21 protein-coding genes are annotated in these 16,872 nt (G+C 41.3%); 20 read left to right on the forward strand and 1 reads right to left on the reverse strand.

Annotated elements, in window-relative coordinates; translation table 11 throughout:
• Positions 1–227: 227 nt before the first annotated feature.
• Complete coding sequence (locus P378_RS00185; protein ID WP_099081846.1) at positions 228–536, forward strand: hypothetical protein; 309 nt, start codon at positions 228–230, stop codon at positions 534–536.
• On the opposite strand, the gene P378_RS18795 is transcribed toward P378_RS00185, so the two are convergent.
• A complete protein-coding gene (locus P378_RS18795; RefSeq protein ID WP_143338370.1) occupies positions 514–987 on the reverse strand; it encodes a hypothetical protein in 474 nt (157 codons plus the stop codon). The two genes, P378_RS00185 and P378_RS18795, sit on opposite strands and share 23 nt — an antisense overlap.
• A 713-nt stretch (positions 988–1,700) precedes the next feature.
• Here P378_RS18795 and P378_RS00195 point away from each other — a divergent pair.
• The 19 genes from P378_RS00195 (at position 1,701) to P378_RS00290 (ending at position 16,781) form a co-directional block, all read left to right on the forward strand.
• Complete coding sequence (locus tag P378_RS00195; protein WP_099081848.1) at positions 1,701–2,114, forward strand: hypothetical protein; 414 nt, start codon at positions 1,701–1,703, stop codon at positions 2,112–2,114.
• Positions 2,115–2,150: 36 nt separating this feature from the next.
• The gene (locus P378_RS00200; RefSeq protein WP_099081849.1) at positions 2,151–2,684 is read left to right on the forward strand and encodes a hypothetical protein; all 534 of its coding nucleotides are present in this window, start codon (positions 2,151–2,153) and stop codon (positions 2,682–2,684) included.
• Between the two features lie 173 nt (positions 2,685–2,857).
• Positions 2,858–3,406 (forward strand): copper amine oxidase N-terminal domain-containing protein, encoded by a 549-nt coding sequence (locus P378_RS00205; protein WP_099081850.1) that lies wholly within the window; start codon positions 2,858–2,860, stop codon positions 3,404–3,406.
• A 49-nt stretch (positions 3,407–3,455) separates the two neighbouring features.
• The gene (locus P378_RS00210) at positions 3,456–3,992 is read left to right on the forward strand and encodes a copper amine oxidase N-terminal domain-containing protein (protein WP_099081851.1); all 537 of its coding nucleotides are present in this window, start codon (positions 3,456–3,458) and stop codon (positions 3,990–3,992) included.
• Positions 3,993–4,094: 102 nt separating this feature from the next.
• Complete coding sequence (locus P378_RS00215; RefSeq protein ID WP_143338371.1) at positions 4,095–6,329, forward strand: PQQ-binding-like beta-propeller repeat protein; 2,235 nt, start codon at positions 4,095–4,097, stop codon at positions 6,327–6,329.
• A gap of 279 nt (positions 6,330–6,608) precedes the next feature.
• Positions 6,609–7,109, forward strand: a complete 501-nt coding sequence (locus P378_RS00220) for a Flp pilus assembly complex ATPase component TadA (RefSeq protein WP_099081853.1) — start codon at positions 6,609–6,611, stop codon at positions 7,107–7,109.
• A 32-nt stretch (positions 7,110–7,141) separates the two neighbouring features.
• Positions 7,142–7,543 (forward strand): TadE family protein, encoded by a 402-nt coding sequence (locus P378_RS00225; protein WP_338013790.1) that lies wholly within the window; start codon positions 7,142–7,144, stop codon positions 7,541–7,543.
• Positions 7,500–7,937: a TadE family protein gene (locus P378_RS00230; protein ID WP_143338373.1), complete on the forward strand. Its 438-nt coding sequence runs from the start codon at positions 7,500–7,502 to the stop codon at positions 7,935–7,937. Before P378_RS00225 ends, P378_RS00230 begins: the two co-directional genes overlap by 44 nt.
• The gene (locus P378_RS00235; protein ID WP_180260904.1) at positions 7,927–8,658 is read left to right on the forward strand and encodes a pilus assembly protein TadG-related protein; all 732 of its coding nucleotides are present in this window, start codon (positions 7,927–7,929) and stop codon (positions 8,656–8,658) included. Before P378_RS00230 ends, P378_RS00235 begins: the two co-directional genes overlap by 11 nt.
• Positions 8,659–8,671: 13 nt before the next feature.
• Positions 8,672–8,887, forward strand: a complete 216-nt coding sequence (locus P378_RS00240; RefSeq protein WP_099081857.1) for a hypothetical protein — start codon at positions 8,672–8,674, stop codon at positions 8,885–8,887.
• Positions 8,884–9,408, forward strand: a complete 525-nt coding sequence (locus tag P378_RS00245; RefSeq protein ID WP_099081858.1) for a thioredoxin domain-containing protein — start codon at positions 8,884–8,886, stop codon at positions 9,406–9,408. Before P378_RS00240 ends, P378_RS00245 begins: the two co-directional genes overlap by 4 nt.
• A 1,582-nt stretch (positions 9,409–10,990) precedes the next feature.
• Entirely contained in the window at positions 10,991–11,449 is a 459-nt protein-coding gene (locus P378_RS00255; RefSeq protein ID WP_143338374.1) for a hypothetical protein, read from the forward strand.
• Positions 11,450–11,826: 377 nt separating this feature from the next.
• On the forward strand, positions 11,827–12,207 hold the full coding sequence (locus P378_RS00260) for a hypothetical protein (protein WP_099081860.1): 381 nt from the start codon (positions 11,827–11,829) through the stop codon (positions 12,205–12,207).
• Positions 12,191–12,928, forward strand: a complete 738-nt coding sequence (locus P378_RS00265) for a hypothetical protein (RefSeq protein ID WP_099081861.1) — start codon at positions 12,191–12,193, stop codon at positions 12,926–12,928. The genes P378_RS00260 and P378_RS00265 overlap by 17 nt, the downstream gene beginning before the upstream one ends.
• 33 nt (positions 12,929–12,961) lie before the next feature.
• Positions 12,962–13,267: a hypothetical protein gene (locus P378_RS00270; RefSeq protein WP_099081862.1), complete on the forward strand. Its 306-nt coding sequence runs from the start codon at positions 12,962–12,964 to the stop codon at positions 13,265–13,267.
• 6 nt (positions 13,268–13,273) lie between these two features.
• A complete protein-coding gene (locus P378_RS00275) occupies positions 13,274–14,035 on the forward strand; it encodes a hypothetical protein (RefSeq protein WP_099081863.1) in 762 nt (253 codons plus the stop codon).
• Between the two features lie 43 nt (positions 14,036–14,078).
• A complete protein-coding gene (locus P378_RS00280; protein WP_099081864.1) occupies positions 14,079–14,786 on the forward strand; it encodes a GGDEF domain-containing protein in 708 nt (235 codons plus the stop codon).
• Positions 14,787–14,789: 3 nt separating this feature from the next.
• On the forward strand, positions 14,790–15,131 hold the full coding sequence (locus tag P378_RS00285) for a DUF192 domain-containing protein (RefSeq protein WP_099081865.1): 342 nt from the start codon (positions 14,790–14,792) through the stop codon (positions 15,129–15,131).
• A 210-nt stretch (positions 15,132–15,341) separates the two neighbouring features.
• Entirely contained in the window at positions 15,342–16,781 is a 1,440-nt protein-coding gene (locus P378_RS00290; protein WP_099081866.1) for a CpaE/TadZ family protein, read from the forward strand.
• The last annotated feature ends 91 nt before the right edge of the window (positions 16,782–16,872 follow it).

Consider the following 16,872-nt stretch of genomic DNA (forward strand, 5'->3'; position numbering starts at 1 on the left):
GAGGCAAGCGAGCCGTTTGTTGTTATCAGTATTCCCACTTATATTATGGATTTATCTTTTTGAAATGTCAAGGTTTGCAGTAAAAATATGGAAAACCACCCGGTCTTAATGGCCGGGTTTTTGTGTTTTTATGGGGGCATCTTGGCAAACTGGCTGTATCCCCTATTTTAAAATGGGGGATTAGCCGGAGTTTATTATTCTAAAGCAAAATAGGGGGAGATATATTAATGTGTCATGAATTTATTGGTGTCATTGATACCTTTAATAAAATTTGCAGTAAAGGTTTACGTATATTTATAAGCCTTTTTTTTATTGTTTTACTTCTTGTAGTTGCAGTTATGGTAAGTTTACTTCGACTTAAAATTTTTTTACAAACAAACTTTGCAAGCCAAGAAATTATTGCAGATTTATTGCAAGGTATTTTATGTGATATATTTTTAATGATATTCATTTGTATAATTCTATTATGGGTATTTTTTATTGTGGCTGGCCTTTTTTTGTTAATTAAAACTGCTACATCACAGAAAGTAAAATAAGCGCAATAGAATCAAATATAAAAATAATATTATTTACAATGTAGATTATAAATAATGTTATTACGTAAAGAATACCAATTATTAATGAAAAGCGAACAGATGATTCGGGAGATTTAATTGATACATATATATTAATTAATGATATAAAAGAAAATGTTAATGCGCAAGTTTTTTCTAATAAATTAGGTTGTAAAATACCAGTAAATAAACTATATATCTCAACAAATATTTGAGCCAAAGTTGATGGAGATACTAATATTCCTATTACTGTGTACTTTAAAATATCTAAGTGAAATTGAGGTTGTGGCGTATTTATGAAAGGTAAATACTGGGAAGCAAAGCAGTATATTGCTTGAGCTAACTGTAAAAAGTAGTTTCCAGTAAAATTAATAATAATTGCTACAGATAACGAAATTAGAAAGGGGATTAATATGTCTTTATCGTCTTTCATAAGTATTTACCGGTTTAAAATAGGCATATCCCTATTTTTTTGGTTATTTCCAATATTGCCATCTGGTCATTTAATGATATATTGGTCATTATTTTAAAAACTAGGTTCTGGCAGCAATATTCTGAATACCTTCTTATAACTACTGCAAAAATTTATTTTTTACTAAATGTAATTTACTTTTTGAGTTATCAGTTATTGGTTTTTTGGAGTTTGGGTTGGCTATATAATAAGATGCGAAATAAAGAGATTATAGGAATATTAAAAAAAGTTTTCACTTTCTGCACATCAAAACAAACGGTTGTTTTGGCACTTATTCTCTCACTTATATTTTCCCTATTCGTCATACCTGCATTGATTCCTATTCTACCAATAGAATTATTTATGTTCCCTTCCCTTGTCGCTATTGTCATAATTATCTTAAGCAATTATTATAGACGGGAAAGAGGTCAATGACATTTTGGTGGTTTTTCTTTCTAATTTAGTGCTGATCGCCGACCGCAGGCGTTAAATGCGTGACCCCTTAAACTGCTGTAACAGTTTAAGGGGCCGTAATTAAAACCTCGGTAGTGTGAGGCACCCAAGTCGTTTGTTGTTATCAGTATTCCCACTTATATTATGGATTTATCTTTTTAAAATGTCAAGGCATATAGAAAAATATGGTAATCCACCCGGTCTCAATAGCCGGGTTTTTGTATTTTCACGGGGGTGTTGTTGTGAAACTTATAAAAATGGTTTGCGTCTTAATAATTGCTGCGTTAGGCTATTATTTACTCTGGCCGGATATAGTCAGGGCATGGAATCAAGTTGGGTTAGGAATCACGATAATTTTTTGGTTATCACAAAGTTTACTGCTATTTATATTATGGATTGCATTTTTTATATTTATTAAAATGTTGAAGCTTTTGTCACGTGAAGAAAAATGCCTTAAAGAAGAAACTATATTTCCTAGCCGCAAAGAACTGCTTTGGCTTGCTGTAGGTTCTGTTTTTTTGTTTCCCTCTGCTATAGGAATAGCTAAGCATATATTATCCGGTAGATTTCAATTCATGCCAACAGTATTCGTAATATCAGCTGTGGGTACTTGTTGTTTTCTCAAATATATGAGATGGAAAAGAAAGACGGCATAATGTTGCCACTTTCATAGAAAGGAGTGAGTTGATTGTATGTATTCAAAAAAAAGCGTATTGGTATTAGCTGTCTGCTTAATGTTTTTATCTATACATTTTCCAGCTGCAGCAGCAAAAGCTGGTGATATAATGTCTCCCAATCCCTTCAACCAGAGATTCTGGCCACCAAAATGGAAAGAATTTCACGACGAAGACGAAAAAGAAAAAAAAGAGGAAAAAACGACGGAAATACAGAGTGAGCCTGGCGATTTCCCTGACGTGGTAAAGGAAATAAAAGATTTTCGCGAATTTGTTAAATCAGATGAGTTTCGTGCTTTGCAAAAGCAAATTAGGGAAAGTGATGTTGGAAAATATTTACAAAATACAACCAAGACAATTCCCCAAGTTCAAAATAATCCCGAAACAAAGAAAGAGACATTGCCGCCAATACCAGAAAAACCAGAAGAAAAACCAAGAAGTAGGAATCAGCAAGAAGACTACTTGAGTTCACATCCTTTCAATCACAAGGTTTCAGTTGGAAGTGTAAAGTTGTTTTTTGCTGCTTTATCCATTGCTTTTTTTTTCTGTTAGTATGTGCTAAGTTGTCAAAGGGTTGACAAAATGGAATAGGCCGTCAAGACTTCCCCTCGGCGTCACCAGGAGGTGATTCAAAAATTTCTGTAAAAATCAGTAAATAACCCCGTTAACCCCGAAACCAAACAAGGGTTCTAAACGTCTAAACTTTAAAGGAGAGTGATTTTTCTATGAGAAAACTGTTCACCATGCTGATGCTGGCTATAATGATGGTAACTATGGCCGTGCCCCCGGCCTTTGCTGTTGAAGATATTATCCCCACTAACGTAGGCGGTGGGGTTGATACGTCTAAGCCCGACCCCAATTTCCTACCTGTTGAAGGAGGTAAATCTGCTCAGAATCCTACTAATCCTCCTGTAATTAATAGCACTATCAAAATCTTTGTCAACGGCAAGCAGATCATTTCCGATGTGCCGCCCTTTGTAGATAGGGCCAACCGCACTCAGGCACCCTTCCGGGCCATCGGCGAAGCCCTGGGCTGCAAAGTTACCTGGGTTAATGAAGCCCAAAAAGTGGTCTGTGAAAAAGCTGGCTTTAAGGTGGAAATGACCATCGGCAAGAAAACCTTCACTGTTAACGGCGTCAATAAAACTATGGATACCGCCCCGTTGATTAAAAACGGTCGTACCTTTATCCCCGTCAGAGCATTGGGCGAAGCCCTGAACTGCAACGTCAACTGGGATCAAGCAAACAACACTGTATACATCACCAGCAAATAACTAGAAACCCGGTCAAAATATCTAAATTTAAAAGGAGAGTGATTTTTCTATGAGAAAACTGTTAACCATGCTGATGCTGGCTGTAATGATGGTAACTATGGCCGTGACCCCGGCCTTTGCTGTAATTGAAATTATTCCTCGTAACGGGGGCGAATGGGTCGATACGACAAAACCCGATCCTAATTTTCAGTGGGGAACCAGCAAACCTGTTGCCCCTCCGGTAGTAGCAGATAACACTATCAAAATCTATGTCAACGGCAAGCAGGTCATTTCCGATGTGCCGCCCTTTGTAGACAGTGCCAACCGCACACAGGCACCTTTCCGGGCCATCGGTGAAGCCCTGGGCTGCAAAGTAACCTGGGTCAATGAAGCCCAAAAAGTGGTCTGCGAAAAAGCTGGCTTTAAGGTAGAAATGACCATCGGCAAGAAAACCTTCACTGTTAACGGCGTCAATAAAACTATGGATACCGCCCCACTGGTTAAAAACAGCCGTACCTTTATCCCAGTCAGAGCATTAAGTGAAGCCCTGAACTGCAACGTCAATTGGGATCAAGCAAACAACACTGTATACATCACCAGCAAATAACTAGAAACCCGGTCAAATGGCCGGGTTTCATATGTTTTTTGGAGGTGGTTTAATGAAAAAAACTATAAAGGAGGACTGTTGTAAGGTGAGAAAAGCAAGCATATGGTTACTGGTTATGCTGTTTCTGTTTTCCCTCTACTCGCCCGCTTATGCGTCTTATGCAAAATCAGGTTTAACAACCAGCAGACAACAGTAGAGGGAGTAACTACTTTCGGGTTTAACGACCATCGGACAAGGGTGGCAGAGGGAACAGAACCGGTGCTGTGGCCGGCATGGAAAGACGACAGCGGCACATCGTATTCCCAACCCCTGATTTTAAAAGGCTGGGGCCAGTTCGAGGGGCAAACCCTTGTAGTGGCTGTCACCGGTAATCAGTTAAGGGGCTATGTCTGTAAAGAACCTAACGGCAAAATTGACGAATCAGGTTTTCAACAGAACACGCCTTTATGGAGTATTGATCTGATGGGCGATAAACCAACCAAGTCCCACCCGACTTTAGTTAAAAAAGAAGATGGCAAAAGATATGTCTATATTGGCACTGATAAAGACAGCAGCACAGGAACCGGATATATCCATATTATTGACGTTACAAATTTTGCCTATGCGCAAGGGGTATATAAGTTCCGGGATCTGTGGTCCTCCGACATCGTTTCTGCCCCCCTGGTGTTAAACTGGCGGGGACATGAAGTGGTAGTCTACACCGCCGGCAACACTGCAGAAGTGCATTTGGCAGTTGATCCGTTGAAATCTACTAATGAAGTGGCAGCAAACCTTCGCATCAAAATAGCCGACAGCGGCCGCACCAGCTCCAGCCCGGCCCCAGTGTTTAACGGCCAGGGCTTTGTGGTGGGCTTAGACCGGGGGCCTAGCGGCAAGGGCGAGTTCCGGATATATAGGCTGGACGACATCTTACAGGAAGTAAACGGTAAAGTTATTAGTAATCCAAATTCAAAACCATATAAGGTTGTAACAACCTACTCCAGCATCGTGGCCAGCTTCAGCGTAGACGGCGACTGGATATACTTCGGCGACCAGTGGAGCCGTGTATACGGCTACAACATAAAAACAGATGAAAGCTGGTTTAACGATGACAACAAGGGTATTTTTTCCAACCGTTCCCCGGCGTTAACCAGAAATACAGTTTACTTCCCCGCCGTGGGTATGCCTGGGCAAAAGGGCAAACTGCTGTCTGTAGACAGAAACACCCATAACACCAACTGGACAACCTCCTTCGATGATAGGGCACAAACAGCGCCGGCTGTGTGGATTATTCGCAACCTTGGAAATGCCGCAATCCTGGAGGGTGTTGGCAATGGCTATTTAGCTACAATAAACGCCAAAGACGGGACAAAGCAGTACACATTACGCGTTGCACCAGAAAACCAAAATGAGGCTTATGCAACAGGTGTAACCGGTGAAATTTCAGTTTATGACAACTGGGTAGTAATAACTACAGAGAAAGGCGTTAAAGCCTGGTACGCCCAGCCCCTTGACATCGAAGTAACATCCCTTGACCCGGGCTGCCCTAAAAACGCCCAGGGGTACATCGTGAAACCGGGAGAGAAATATACAGCCACGGCCAAGATTAAAGCTAATAAACTTCCTAAACGACTTGTTCCGGGCGGCATACTGGTACCGGTGGGGGCCTTTAATGAAATGGGCAACGCTGCCTACAAAGCTGTCTTAAAAGACCAAAACGGCAATGAGCTGCCAAGGTTTCCTCAGATAATTCCCTGGTTTGATAACCGGTACCTTGTCGTTAACAACCAGCACCTTGCTTTTAACAACCAGGGCGAAGAAATAACCGTAACCTTTGAATGGACCGGCGCCGAAAAAGGGCCGCAGCACATCGCAGTGGGAGCCAACCTGGACTATCCGACAGCTTCCCCGCAGATGAAAAACCTGTGTCCGGAAACCACCTTGGAAAACAACCTGAAACGGGTGCCCATAGCAATTAACGGCTATGATGCAATGGCAAAAATTAGGCCGTTAAAGACCGAATACATCATTTTTGATCCTACTGTTTCAGTAGAAAACACCATCATAATAGGTCGTAACGATGAGAACCCCGGGACAATCCCTGTAAGACTCACCGTTACCGGGGCAGGGGGTACGAAAACATATAACCTAAACATCGGCCCCAAAGGTGAAAAATATGAAAGATTTCCTTATAACTTCACTGCTGGGCCTGGCACTTACAAAATCAGGGCAGAAGCCTGGCCGCCCAACGGTGAATGGACAGATATAGATCCGAAAAACAATGTGGCTGAAGTAACCATTACGGTTAAAAGAGGAAACGTGCCTAAAGGTGATAGAGGAATCCATGTTTCGTTGTAAATGAAAGCCTCACTATATAGTGGGGCTTTTATCTTTTAGATTACGAATGTGACGACTCCCCACGTTGAAACGTGAGGCTTCTCGGTTCATCCGGGCTGCTACCGCCGCCCGTCCCCGAAGGCCCCGTCCGGGCCTTAATTTTTACATTACTGCGGTCCAGAGTTTTCCCGGCGGCTGAAATATAAAAAAAACTGCTGAAAGACCAAAAAGGCCAAGCCCTGGTAGAATTTGTACTTTGGTAAGTTTAAGAGGTAAATTTTAAAAAGGAGATGCTGCTAAGTGAAAAACAAAAATCAGATCCGACAAAACAGTAAAAAGACAGATCTAACAAGATTAAGTTCGGAACGTATTGTGGTAGGTGAATATACACAGATGGAAGCTCGTGAGTTACTCCAAGCAATGGGAACCGGGCATGATGGCTGTATCATCAGCAGTATGGCGACAGAGACGGGCATGACTACCATGCTTCGTATGTGCAACACCCGAATAGTATTGGAAGAACCAATATGGACAATTGAACGTTATGCAGACGTAACCTTTTTAAAACGGCGAAGTTACCTTACTAATCTAGCTGAAAGGTGTGAGGAAGCCATACGCAAACATCCTGCGATAAAGCCTTTTGGCGCGGTTGGTGGCGAGATGAGTTTAGGATGGGTTAGATCAAGAATACTTGCTGAAAAGGATTTTGGTAATGTAATCATTGCTGATCCCAAAGGTGAATTAATTACTAATTTACGGAATCCCCTGGAGCCAAAAGGGATAAGGAGTGATCTAAAATAAAAAACCTGCTGAAAGACCAAAAAGGCCAAACCCTGGTAGAATTTGCCCTGGTCTTTTATATTTACATAGCTGTCCTATTTGTGTTTATCATCCACGCTTCCTGGCTGTACAACAGCTTCCAGGCAGACAGGGCAGCCCGCCACGGGGCGGTTTACCTGGGCACAACCAATAACTATGCCAAGGCAAAAACTGTTGCCGAAAACTACCTGGCTAAAACACAAATATTCTCCCGAACAAAAAATGTCAGCGTATACTGGAACGGCAACTCCCCCGCCTGCCGGGTGGAAACAAGCATGAAAACCTTCTTCCCCGGCATACCCAAAATATTGAACAAAAATAACCCCATCTGGTCTAAAGAAGTGCAAATCATAAAGGAGGTGGCAGCACCCGGTGAAAACAGATACATTAACCCAAGTGAATATAACTGGCGATGAACAGGGCCAGGCCATGCTGGAATTTGCGGGCAGTATTGTTATCTTCCTAGTGCTGTACCTGTTTTTTATCACAATTGGCCTAAGAATAGCCGACTATTCAGCCGTTCAAAAGGTAGCCAGAGATGGTGGCCGCCAGGCAGTTATGACCGGGGATATCAATAAAGGTCTGGAAAAAGCCCGGCAGACCGCCTGGATGTGGAAATTAGACCCCGGCAAAACAGATATATACTTTTATTCCAGCAATTACGGGCAAAGGAGTTTTATCACCTGCGAAACAAAATACCGTTCATCCCCATTCTCCCGCATGTTTCCTACCTTAGTGGGAGGACAGCCAGTGGATGAAAAAATACTTACCGGAAAGGCGACATTTGGGTGGTACGACTATGAACACTAAAAACATCTTAAAAGACCAGAAAGGCGGCATTCTTCCTATTACCGCCGGGGTTATTTTTATCTTTCTAGCCCTGGTAGCCATTGTGGTAGACTACGGCAGGTACACCGCCGCCAAAGAAAAACTGCAGACCGCCGGGGATACGGCAGCATTGGCGGCGGCTAAAAGCGTTGACCGTTACGTAAAACTGGAGATAGACCCCGGAAGTTCATGGGACTGCTGTGATGACGGCGATGGCGGTTGCAGTCCCTGCTGTGTTGACTGCGGCGACCCTATAATTGTTGTCGGTAAAGAAGCAGACTTAATAGACAACGAAGGATGGCGTCGTTACTGCTGTTCCTGCGGATGCAGCGGAGGTCCGAAAATTTTAGATCGCTGGGTGGACTATAAAAATGGAGGCAGTGATGCTGTTAGTGCCGCAAAAGCCGTATTTGAAATAAATAAGCCTTCTGAAATGGAAGAGCACGCCGGAGGTTCTTCCTATATAAGTGTTGACACAAGCTATTTAAGCCAAAACAGGCGCAACAGCGACCTTTACCCATCCGTTTTCGTCCAGGCCCACGGTAAGGTAAGAACCCTGCTTATGGACTTTTTTAAACTAATTGACCCAAATGCCGATTTTGAATACCTGAATGCCTCTACCTGTTCCCAGGGCAGGACGTACTACCGGGATGTACTTAACGGTAAATGGCAGAGACCGCCGGACAACCACTGTGAAGAATAGGAGATGATAGACTTTGAAGAAACTGCCCGCATCACTGTTATTTTTATCTGCCGCAGTATACCTTACAGCCCAGGCAGACTTTGATGTGATAACCGTATTTGCGGTACTGATTTGCGCCTTGTGCAGTGCTATTGCCCTAACCCATAAATCCATCTGGTCGTTAATCGGCGGCATAGGGCTTATATCCATATCACTTACTATGCAGGCCGTCATAAAACAACCTGCTTGACCTGCTTAAAGGCAGACCTTTTAATTCTGGCAGGAGTTATCTGCTTATCTCTGGTGCAGAGAGGAAAAACCAAGACCCCGGCCCGGGTGATGGCGCTGGTTATGACTGTTCTTATGGTTGCCGTGGCTTTTATAGCCGTACCAATAAGCAGTATGAATACATTAACGGCGGCGCAGGACATAACTGCGAAATTGAACCCAAATAAACTCGATGCAGAAATAGAGAAAATAGCAGAAATAAAACCGGTTCTTTTATTCAGTCCCAAGTGCCCTGCATGTAAAGAAGTGACAGAAGCCCTGGCTAAACTGGACCCAAAGGGTGAAAAGTGGCAGCCTGTTCAGAGTAGCGGAGAAGCCCAGGAAGGGGTTAAATACCTAAAAGAAAAAGGTTATGCGGGGGAAGTCTCCTACCACCGCTATGCCGGGGGAGTTCCGGTACTGATAATAAAGCAAAACGGTAAAATAACAACTATCTACGGAAAAGAAAACATTATCAAAGCTGTCACCGCCCCGGCAAAATAAGCCGGGGTTTGGCCAGGCGATGGCGTTACACCGGGAACTGAGGCAGGGCGAACAGGAACCGCAGCCTTCGCAGGCGCCGCCAGTACAGGGTCAGCAGCCATAGGTGCAGAAGTAACAGCAGGGACAGCAGCAGTAATGGAGAGCCGGGGATAACCCGGCTTTTTTATTTTTTAGAAAATGTAATGGTGTAAAAATGCCATTTCTTTTTGGTTAGCCGCACTGTCAATGCTTTTTCCGGATCAATGAGCGTTGGTGTTGAGATACATGATATGTTTGAATCCGTATTTGTTAATTTTAGAAGTCCTCTAACTGCAAGTGGTGTATAAGTGTACACGGTTGCGCTTCGAAATATTTTTACTTTTCGAAGGAACTGGATATAAGAATTTATATCATTCACAAGAGCATCTTTAAGATATGGATTCTTTTTTATTTTAAAAGTTGCAGGTAAATGTATCTCTATATAAAGACAGTTTAAAGGAATATTAAGTGAAGTATTATCGGTAGATAGGATTTTTAATGCGAAATAGTAGCAAAATGGTGATGACAAGAAAGTATACAAGTAATGATTTTTACTTATTCGGTGGAATATATTATTAATCATGACCATGATGGCATAATAGATAAGAATATATACGGGTGGTCCAAATAAATATATAAATAGAGATAGATTTATATTGAAGTATGTTTTAGTAAAATAGGTGATCAATGGGTAATTCAGGAGGATGAATACAAAATGACCTAAAAACAGAAAGAAAGCACCACTAATACCAAACAAGGTTATAATAACCCCTGTAAGCACAGATGGAAAGTGAAGGAAGGTGAATATAATATGAAGGGATGCCATGAAAACTTGATTGAGAAGGGATTTCAAATTCTTTTTTACGTTTTCGTACCTTTTTTTGTATGGCATTTTGCGATTCCTCCGGAAAAATGGTTTATGTGGTTATTGCGTTTTGGAGTCATAGTTGGATCACTTATGGCTATATATGGAACTATAACTGAAAACTACATTTTAAGGAACTATATAGGAGGCTTTGTTTTGACAGGTTTTTTCCTTAACACCTGTGCTTGGATATTGATATCTTAAAATATTTTTCGTTTTCCCCCTGGTTTTACCTTCTTTTCGACTATAATCGACATGCTTAAATAAAGAATTTCTAAAAGATGGCCAGGTACTGGCCCGACACCGGGAACTGAGGCAGGGCGAACAGGAACCGCTGACGATGCAAGAGCCTGCAGGTCCACCGCCGCAGAAGCAAGTACAGGAGCAAAAACGGTAGTAAGCAGAAGGGCCGGGGAAACCCGGCTTTATTTTTTAAAATTGACAGATGATACCAGGTATGAGATTCCGCGCTGTGTAATTTGTTGAGGAAGTGCGGCAACATCTGTACCTAGGGTAAGGGAATTACGGACGAGATGTTAGATGAGGAGTGTTTTGTGTGAGTGTAGCAGGGGAAGGATTAATATGGCCGATTCTTATTTGTCTGGGTGTATTTATTTTTAGCGATCGTATACACTCTGGCCTTCCGTGGCATTTGGCACTACTGTGGGCATACTTCCAGTTGCAGCCCCTTTTTTGTTTATGGGAAGTATTTATGGCGCAGATTTACTGTGCTACAAACTGGCCGCCCGCCGTGCTCTTCGGCAGCAAATTTACAGTCTGCGGGCCTTCACTGTATTGGAAAAGGAAATTTGGATGACCTGGCTACCTGGAGTCAGGCAGATCTTTCAAGGCAGGAAAACAGGGGAAGTGTTTCTAAGGGAACCCATGTTTGGTGATTTTTGTTGGCGAGACGAGTTACATCCGGATGAATGGGCAGAGTTAGAAAAAATTTTGGACGAAGAATGCCGCAGGGAAAACCAGCGCCGCGCACGGGTTGCGGTTGTGGACAGATCTGAAGTTTCTATAGAGGAACTAAAAAGGCTTAATTACGTCGAGATGAAACCAAAAGAATTCAAAATCTCCGTGGAAAAATGGTGTGTTTTTCTGTGTATACGTCACAAACTAAGAAAATCGAAATACCAAAACGGTAAGCGTTGAGGCAGGTGAATTTAAGTAATAGAAAATGAACAAAATGAGGAATGTAAACAACATCCTAAAACAGCAGGGTACGGTACCTAAAAGAGTTTGGGGTGATGATCGTGCACACATATCCATATTTCCCCTCTTTTTTGTTTGCATCGGGCTTTTCTTATTTGTTCTTATTCTGGAAATTATTATATGAAGATGGTTTTGTATTGTGGTGCCGGTGCCAGGTGCTTCAGGAAACTTGAGGAAGTGCGGCGGCACCTGTATCCGGTGCGCGCAAAGCTGGAACGGTAAGGTGATTTGCATTAGTCTTACCTCTTTTCACCCTGGGTTTTAATATTGAAGGCGTTGATATATTTAGAAGAATATTTTTAAAAGGAGAGATTCGTTTGAGAGAAAAAAACACCACATTAGACTATCTTAAAATGTATTTTGAAAGTGTACTTCAACGAGTAAGAGAAATGAGACCTTGTATAGAGTATGGAGTTACTGACATTCCCATAGATCTGTTTGTGTGGGGTATATACTTGATGTATTTTATTGCGTCTTTTTTAAAATCATGGAGTAATGGCTGGGCAGCAAAACCCATAGAAAAAGCTCTAACTGTAGGTGGATGGTTTATCATAATTCAACTTGGTATAATTATAACATTAATGTTATTTATAATATGGAAGGACTTGGCAGATGAGCGTCGAAATAATAAACCTCAATCACCTATAACCTTAAAAGAAATACTTAAAAAAGAAATAGACTTTGAAAGATGGTGTTAGGGATGTTGCCTGGGTTTACGTTAACATTAATGCTATTTATTTTTTTATATTTACTCCTGGGTCAGCAGCACTTTTTATATCAGGACGCACTAGTTCACAGTATTCGCTGCGAGAGACATTCACTATAGGTTCTCTTATATTTGTTGCAGCATTTTTATTTATTAGTTTTTGGCAGGAAAACGCTATTAAGCAATTTATTGATATTATGATGGCAGCAGCAGGAATTTCCGGAGGGAAAATAAACGTCAGTGTTATAAGTAGAATGCTTTTCATAGAATATGTTTTGGCAGTGGTATTAGGATTATGGGAATTAATTATTAATGTGGGCATATTGCCGTGTAAAAACAAAGGTGTCAAAACCAATAGAGACAATTTACTGCAAAAAACATTTATTATGTATCGCAAATCTGGTATACGTCCATATGTTAAAGTGATGCTTAAAGACGGCCAAAATATCAGTGGGGAATGTTTAAGATACAGTTGGGATGATAAAGGTTCGTTGTTGTTAAAGGATGCAGACAATCCTGAAAAACAAATTTGGGTACCTTTAAATGATGATGTGAAAATCGAATTTGTGAATTCACCATCAGTAATTGATGTAATAGAAAATGAACAAAAAGTCTTTGCATACCGTAGAGTATTAAACTGGATGGCTGAAGGTTACGGCGATGAAATATATGGAAAAAAGGAAAAATCTATAAGTGAACCCCCGGTAGAGTAAAGTGAGCCGGGGTTTGTTTTTGGGGGTGAAATATTGAAATTAGTGAAAAACACATTAAAAGAAACATATCAATTAGTTTTCCGGCAATTGCCTATAACATTTACAGGGCTATCATTACTGGTAACAATGATTCTAAAAACATTTAACATAGTAAAACATCTAGCTGACAATGCATTGCTTGACTTTATTTTATGGACTGTTGTTGTGGGACATATTCTGCTAATGGTTGTTTTTATCTCACACCTATATGCGAACCTGCTGAAAATAACTGCCATATATAGAAGGAACCGGTTAACAGTGAAAGAAATCCTTACTAAACAATATAATTATGAGGAGTGAGTTAACTTGGTTTCTGCCCTTACAATTTCTTTAGCATTGTATCTTTTCTTAATTATAGTTCCCGGTTATATGTCCTTAATTATTGCAGGATACCCTAGCGAAAAAGTGAGTTTTGTTAAAATATTGATAAGAGGGGCTTTAATATTTCTTTTTGTTAATTTGATTATTATTCATTTTGGAGATGAAAACACAATAGAAGCCTTCATGTCAATTCTCAAAGAAGGTAAAGTTATTAACAGTTCTTTTTTGTATAAAACGATCTCTTATATATTTATTACCGGCGTAATATTTGGTTTTCTGCAGCTTCTTTTTGATTTTACCTTGGTTTGGTATATAAAGAAAGAATTAAAATTTTTTACACCGTTGAGGATTCTGCAAAAAAATACTATAGATGTTTCTCCTGGGGACAGTTTAAAAAGATTATTCACTTGCTATCGGATAGCTAATAAACGACCGTTAGTTAAAATATATTTGGGAAGTAAACAAGACGAAATGATATTAACAGGGGAAGTTTTAGGCTTTAAATGGAACGGGCATGAACATATCTTATTAAAAGACACTAATTCGCTTAAAATTGCTTGGTTAGACATAGGTACTTGTAAAGCTATAGAGTTCCTTAACTTAAAAGACTTAATTAATGAGAGTTTAGGCAATAAAACAAAGAATTCACGAAAAGAGAAGGGTGAAATATTGGATATGATTCATCCCGGATTATCTGAATATTTCTTAGATGAGAATGGTAATAAAAAATGCGCCCCGGCAGAATGATTATTCTTCCGGGGTTCCCTTTTTCAAGGGGGGTGATTCATAGATGAAACAACCCGCAGTATTAATACCGCCTCTGCTATTGGGTATGGCAGGTACAATAGGACAAATAAAAACCCTGCTGTGGCTAAGCCAGTTGTTGTGGCTCTTGACAGTATCATATATCCTCCTTTCTCACCGCCGGGAAAAAACAAGATTCCTGCAAAAACTTAAAACCCAGGAAGAAAAAATACTCTGCCAAACCGCCCGGCAAGCCGGAGAATCCTTTCGCCTAATGATGGCCAACTGCATGGACGGCTTAACCGGCGTGGCCAACCGCAAACACCTGGACAGCCGTCTGTCAGAAGTGATCAAGAGCGACAGTGTATTCTCCGTCATTATGCTGGATATAGACCACTTCAAAAAAGTTAACGACACCTACGGCCACCAGGCGGGAGACGAAGTGCTGAAACACTTTGTCAAGACCATATCTAAGACCGTTCGGCCCGGAGATCTGGTGGCCAGGTACGGTGGAGAAGAATTTGCGGTTGTCTGTTTGTCCGATGCTCAAAACACCCGCAAAGTTGCGGAAAGAATCAGAGAAGCAGTGGAAGCCACCCCAGTACAAACCTGTGCCGGAACCATCAAAATTACCGCCAGCCTGGGTGTGGCTCAAAGAAGGCCGGAAGATACAGTAGAAAGCCTTATACAGAGGGCGGACGGGTTTCTGTATCAAGCTAAGCAGGAAGGCAGAAATAGGGTGAAAGGAGAATAAAAAATGCTTCAATTTTCCTCTATAAGTCAAATAGCTTTCGATAATGTAATTATAGCCAACACCTTTTTAACCCGCCTTAGAGGGCTTCTGGGGCGGTCTGAGATGCCAAAAAACACCGCCTTTATACTTTTGCCCTGCCGGCAGGTGCATACCTTCTTTATGCGCTTTCCCATCGGGGCGGTATTCCTGGATAAGCAGGGAGTGGTGCTGCATAAAGAGGTACTGAAACCCTGGCGGGTAAGTAAGTTGGTCATGGATGCGGTAATGGTGGTTGAGGTGGAACCTAGCGCACTGGAAAGAATCAACGTAGGAGATGTGCTGTATTGGCAGGGAAGGGGAGAATAAATTATAGACAGTCAAAACGACAAACATGACAACGAAAACATCTATATAAGTTTCATTGATCGTACGCATTTCATTGTAATAGGAACTTTACTGTTAGCAGGTTTAGCAGCTGTAGTAGTTATTTTCCTGCAGTTCTTGTTCTATAGTAAGTAGACGTACTTCCCCCGCCAACCAAAGGCGGGCTTTTCTTTTTCAGGAGGTGTATTTTTTGTGAACTGGGAACAGTTTGAAGAAGAACGCAAACAGCAGCTGGCAAACCAGACTGTCGAAAAACTGAAAAATCAATTTCCGGAATGGTTTAACGGCAATAAACTTGGGCCTGCAGTTAATATCGAAGAAGCAAAAGCATGCCTTAGTGAGCTGGCAAAACAAAACCCGGAAATACTTCCCTTTGAACAGGAAGAAATAACTGAGAAAGCCCTGGGGGCCATCACCACCAGCTGCCTTCTGCTTGTAGAAAAAGAGATTGCCGGGGATTTATTAACAGCTTTAAAAAGTCTGGCGCAATTTAAGCACTGGTATTTTACCCTTAAAAACAGTAATTATCCTGATATAGTTGTGTTCAGCCGTAAGTATTTAAACCAGCAAAACCTATCACTCTCTAAAATAAGAACCTTCTTTCCTAAATCCAGAGTTATTTTATTGGCTGGAAATTTAGGAGATAGAGCAACCGGAGAGTTTATTGAAAATGCTCAAAGTTATGGTTTTAACAACATTGTTACCGGAGATGTACCAAATACCCCGGGTGATCGGCCTTATACCCTGCCGGTTGCTTTAATGTATGACAGAGAAGAAATTGGTTGCTGGGAAATACCGGCTAGGGCACCTGTTGAACAGCCTGTGGTGTCTAAAATACCAGTAAAAAATACAATTAAAGAACTTCCCCGCAGAGAACCTCTCCTTAATACCTTGCCTGATAATAAAGTGGAGTATATAACCACAGAAAAAGAAGACAGGCCGGCAATACCGGCCCAAAAACTTCAAACTCCGGTGATAAAAAGAGAGGAAAAAACAAGTACACCAGACACAAGACAACAACCAATTTTGGCGTCCCAAGCATTCAATACCAGAGGAAAGCTAATTATATCCTCATCTACTAAAGGCGGAGTTGGAAAAACCACTATAGCTATTACAAAAGCAGTGGCCTTAGCCCATGCAGGGATAAAAACCTGCCTGCTGGACTTTAACCTGGCTGCCCCTGATATTGCCACCTTCTTTAAAATTGAAGGCGTACCTGGCATTGAACTGCTGGCGGCAAACCCTTTCTCGCCATCACTGGTGATGGATGTGCTGGTAAAAGTAAACGAATACCTTTACGTTCTACCCGGGCCGATGGACACCACTAACCCGTATTTTGAAGATGGTAAGGTGGGAAAAATACTGGACTTTTTATTAAGCCAATTCCCAGTCTTAATAGCTGACACGCCGCCTGAATTTTGGACGGACGAAAGGTTAAAGGAACTGTTTGAGCGCGCCGACCGGGTGTATTCTATACTGACTCAATCTTCCTTTTCGGAAGAAGAAGCCAAAGACTATGCCCCGCAATATATCATGTGCGGCGTCAAGCCAGACCAAATTGGCTTAATACTTAACATGTATGATCCTGAATTAAGAGATCCAAGAAAAATTGAAGCCAGCTTTTCAAGTTAACCTTAAAAGTAAACGGATAAAAACCTCCCTGCCCCGGAATAGAAGCTATTATCCCGGTTAATTATCGAGAAAATGTCAAGGGAACCCATGA

Source organism: Desulforamulus profundi (genome assembly GCF_002607855.1).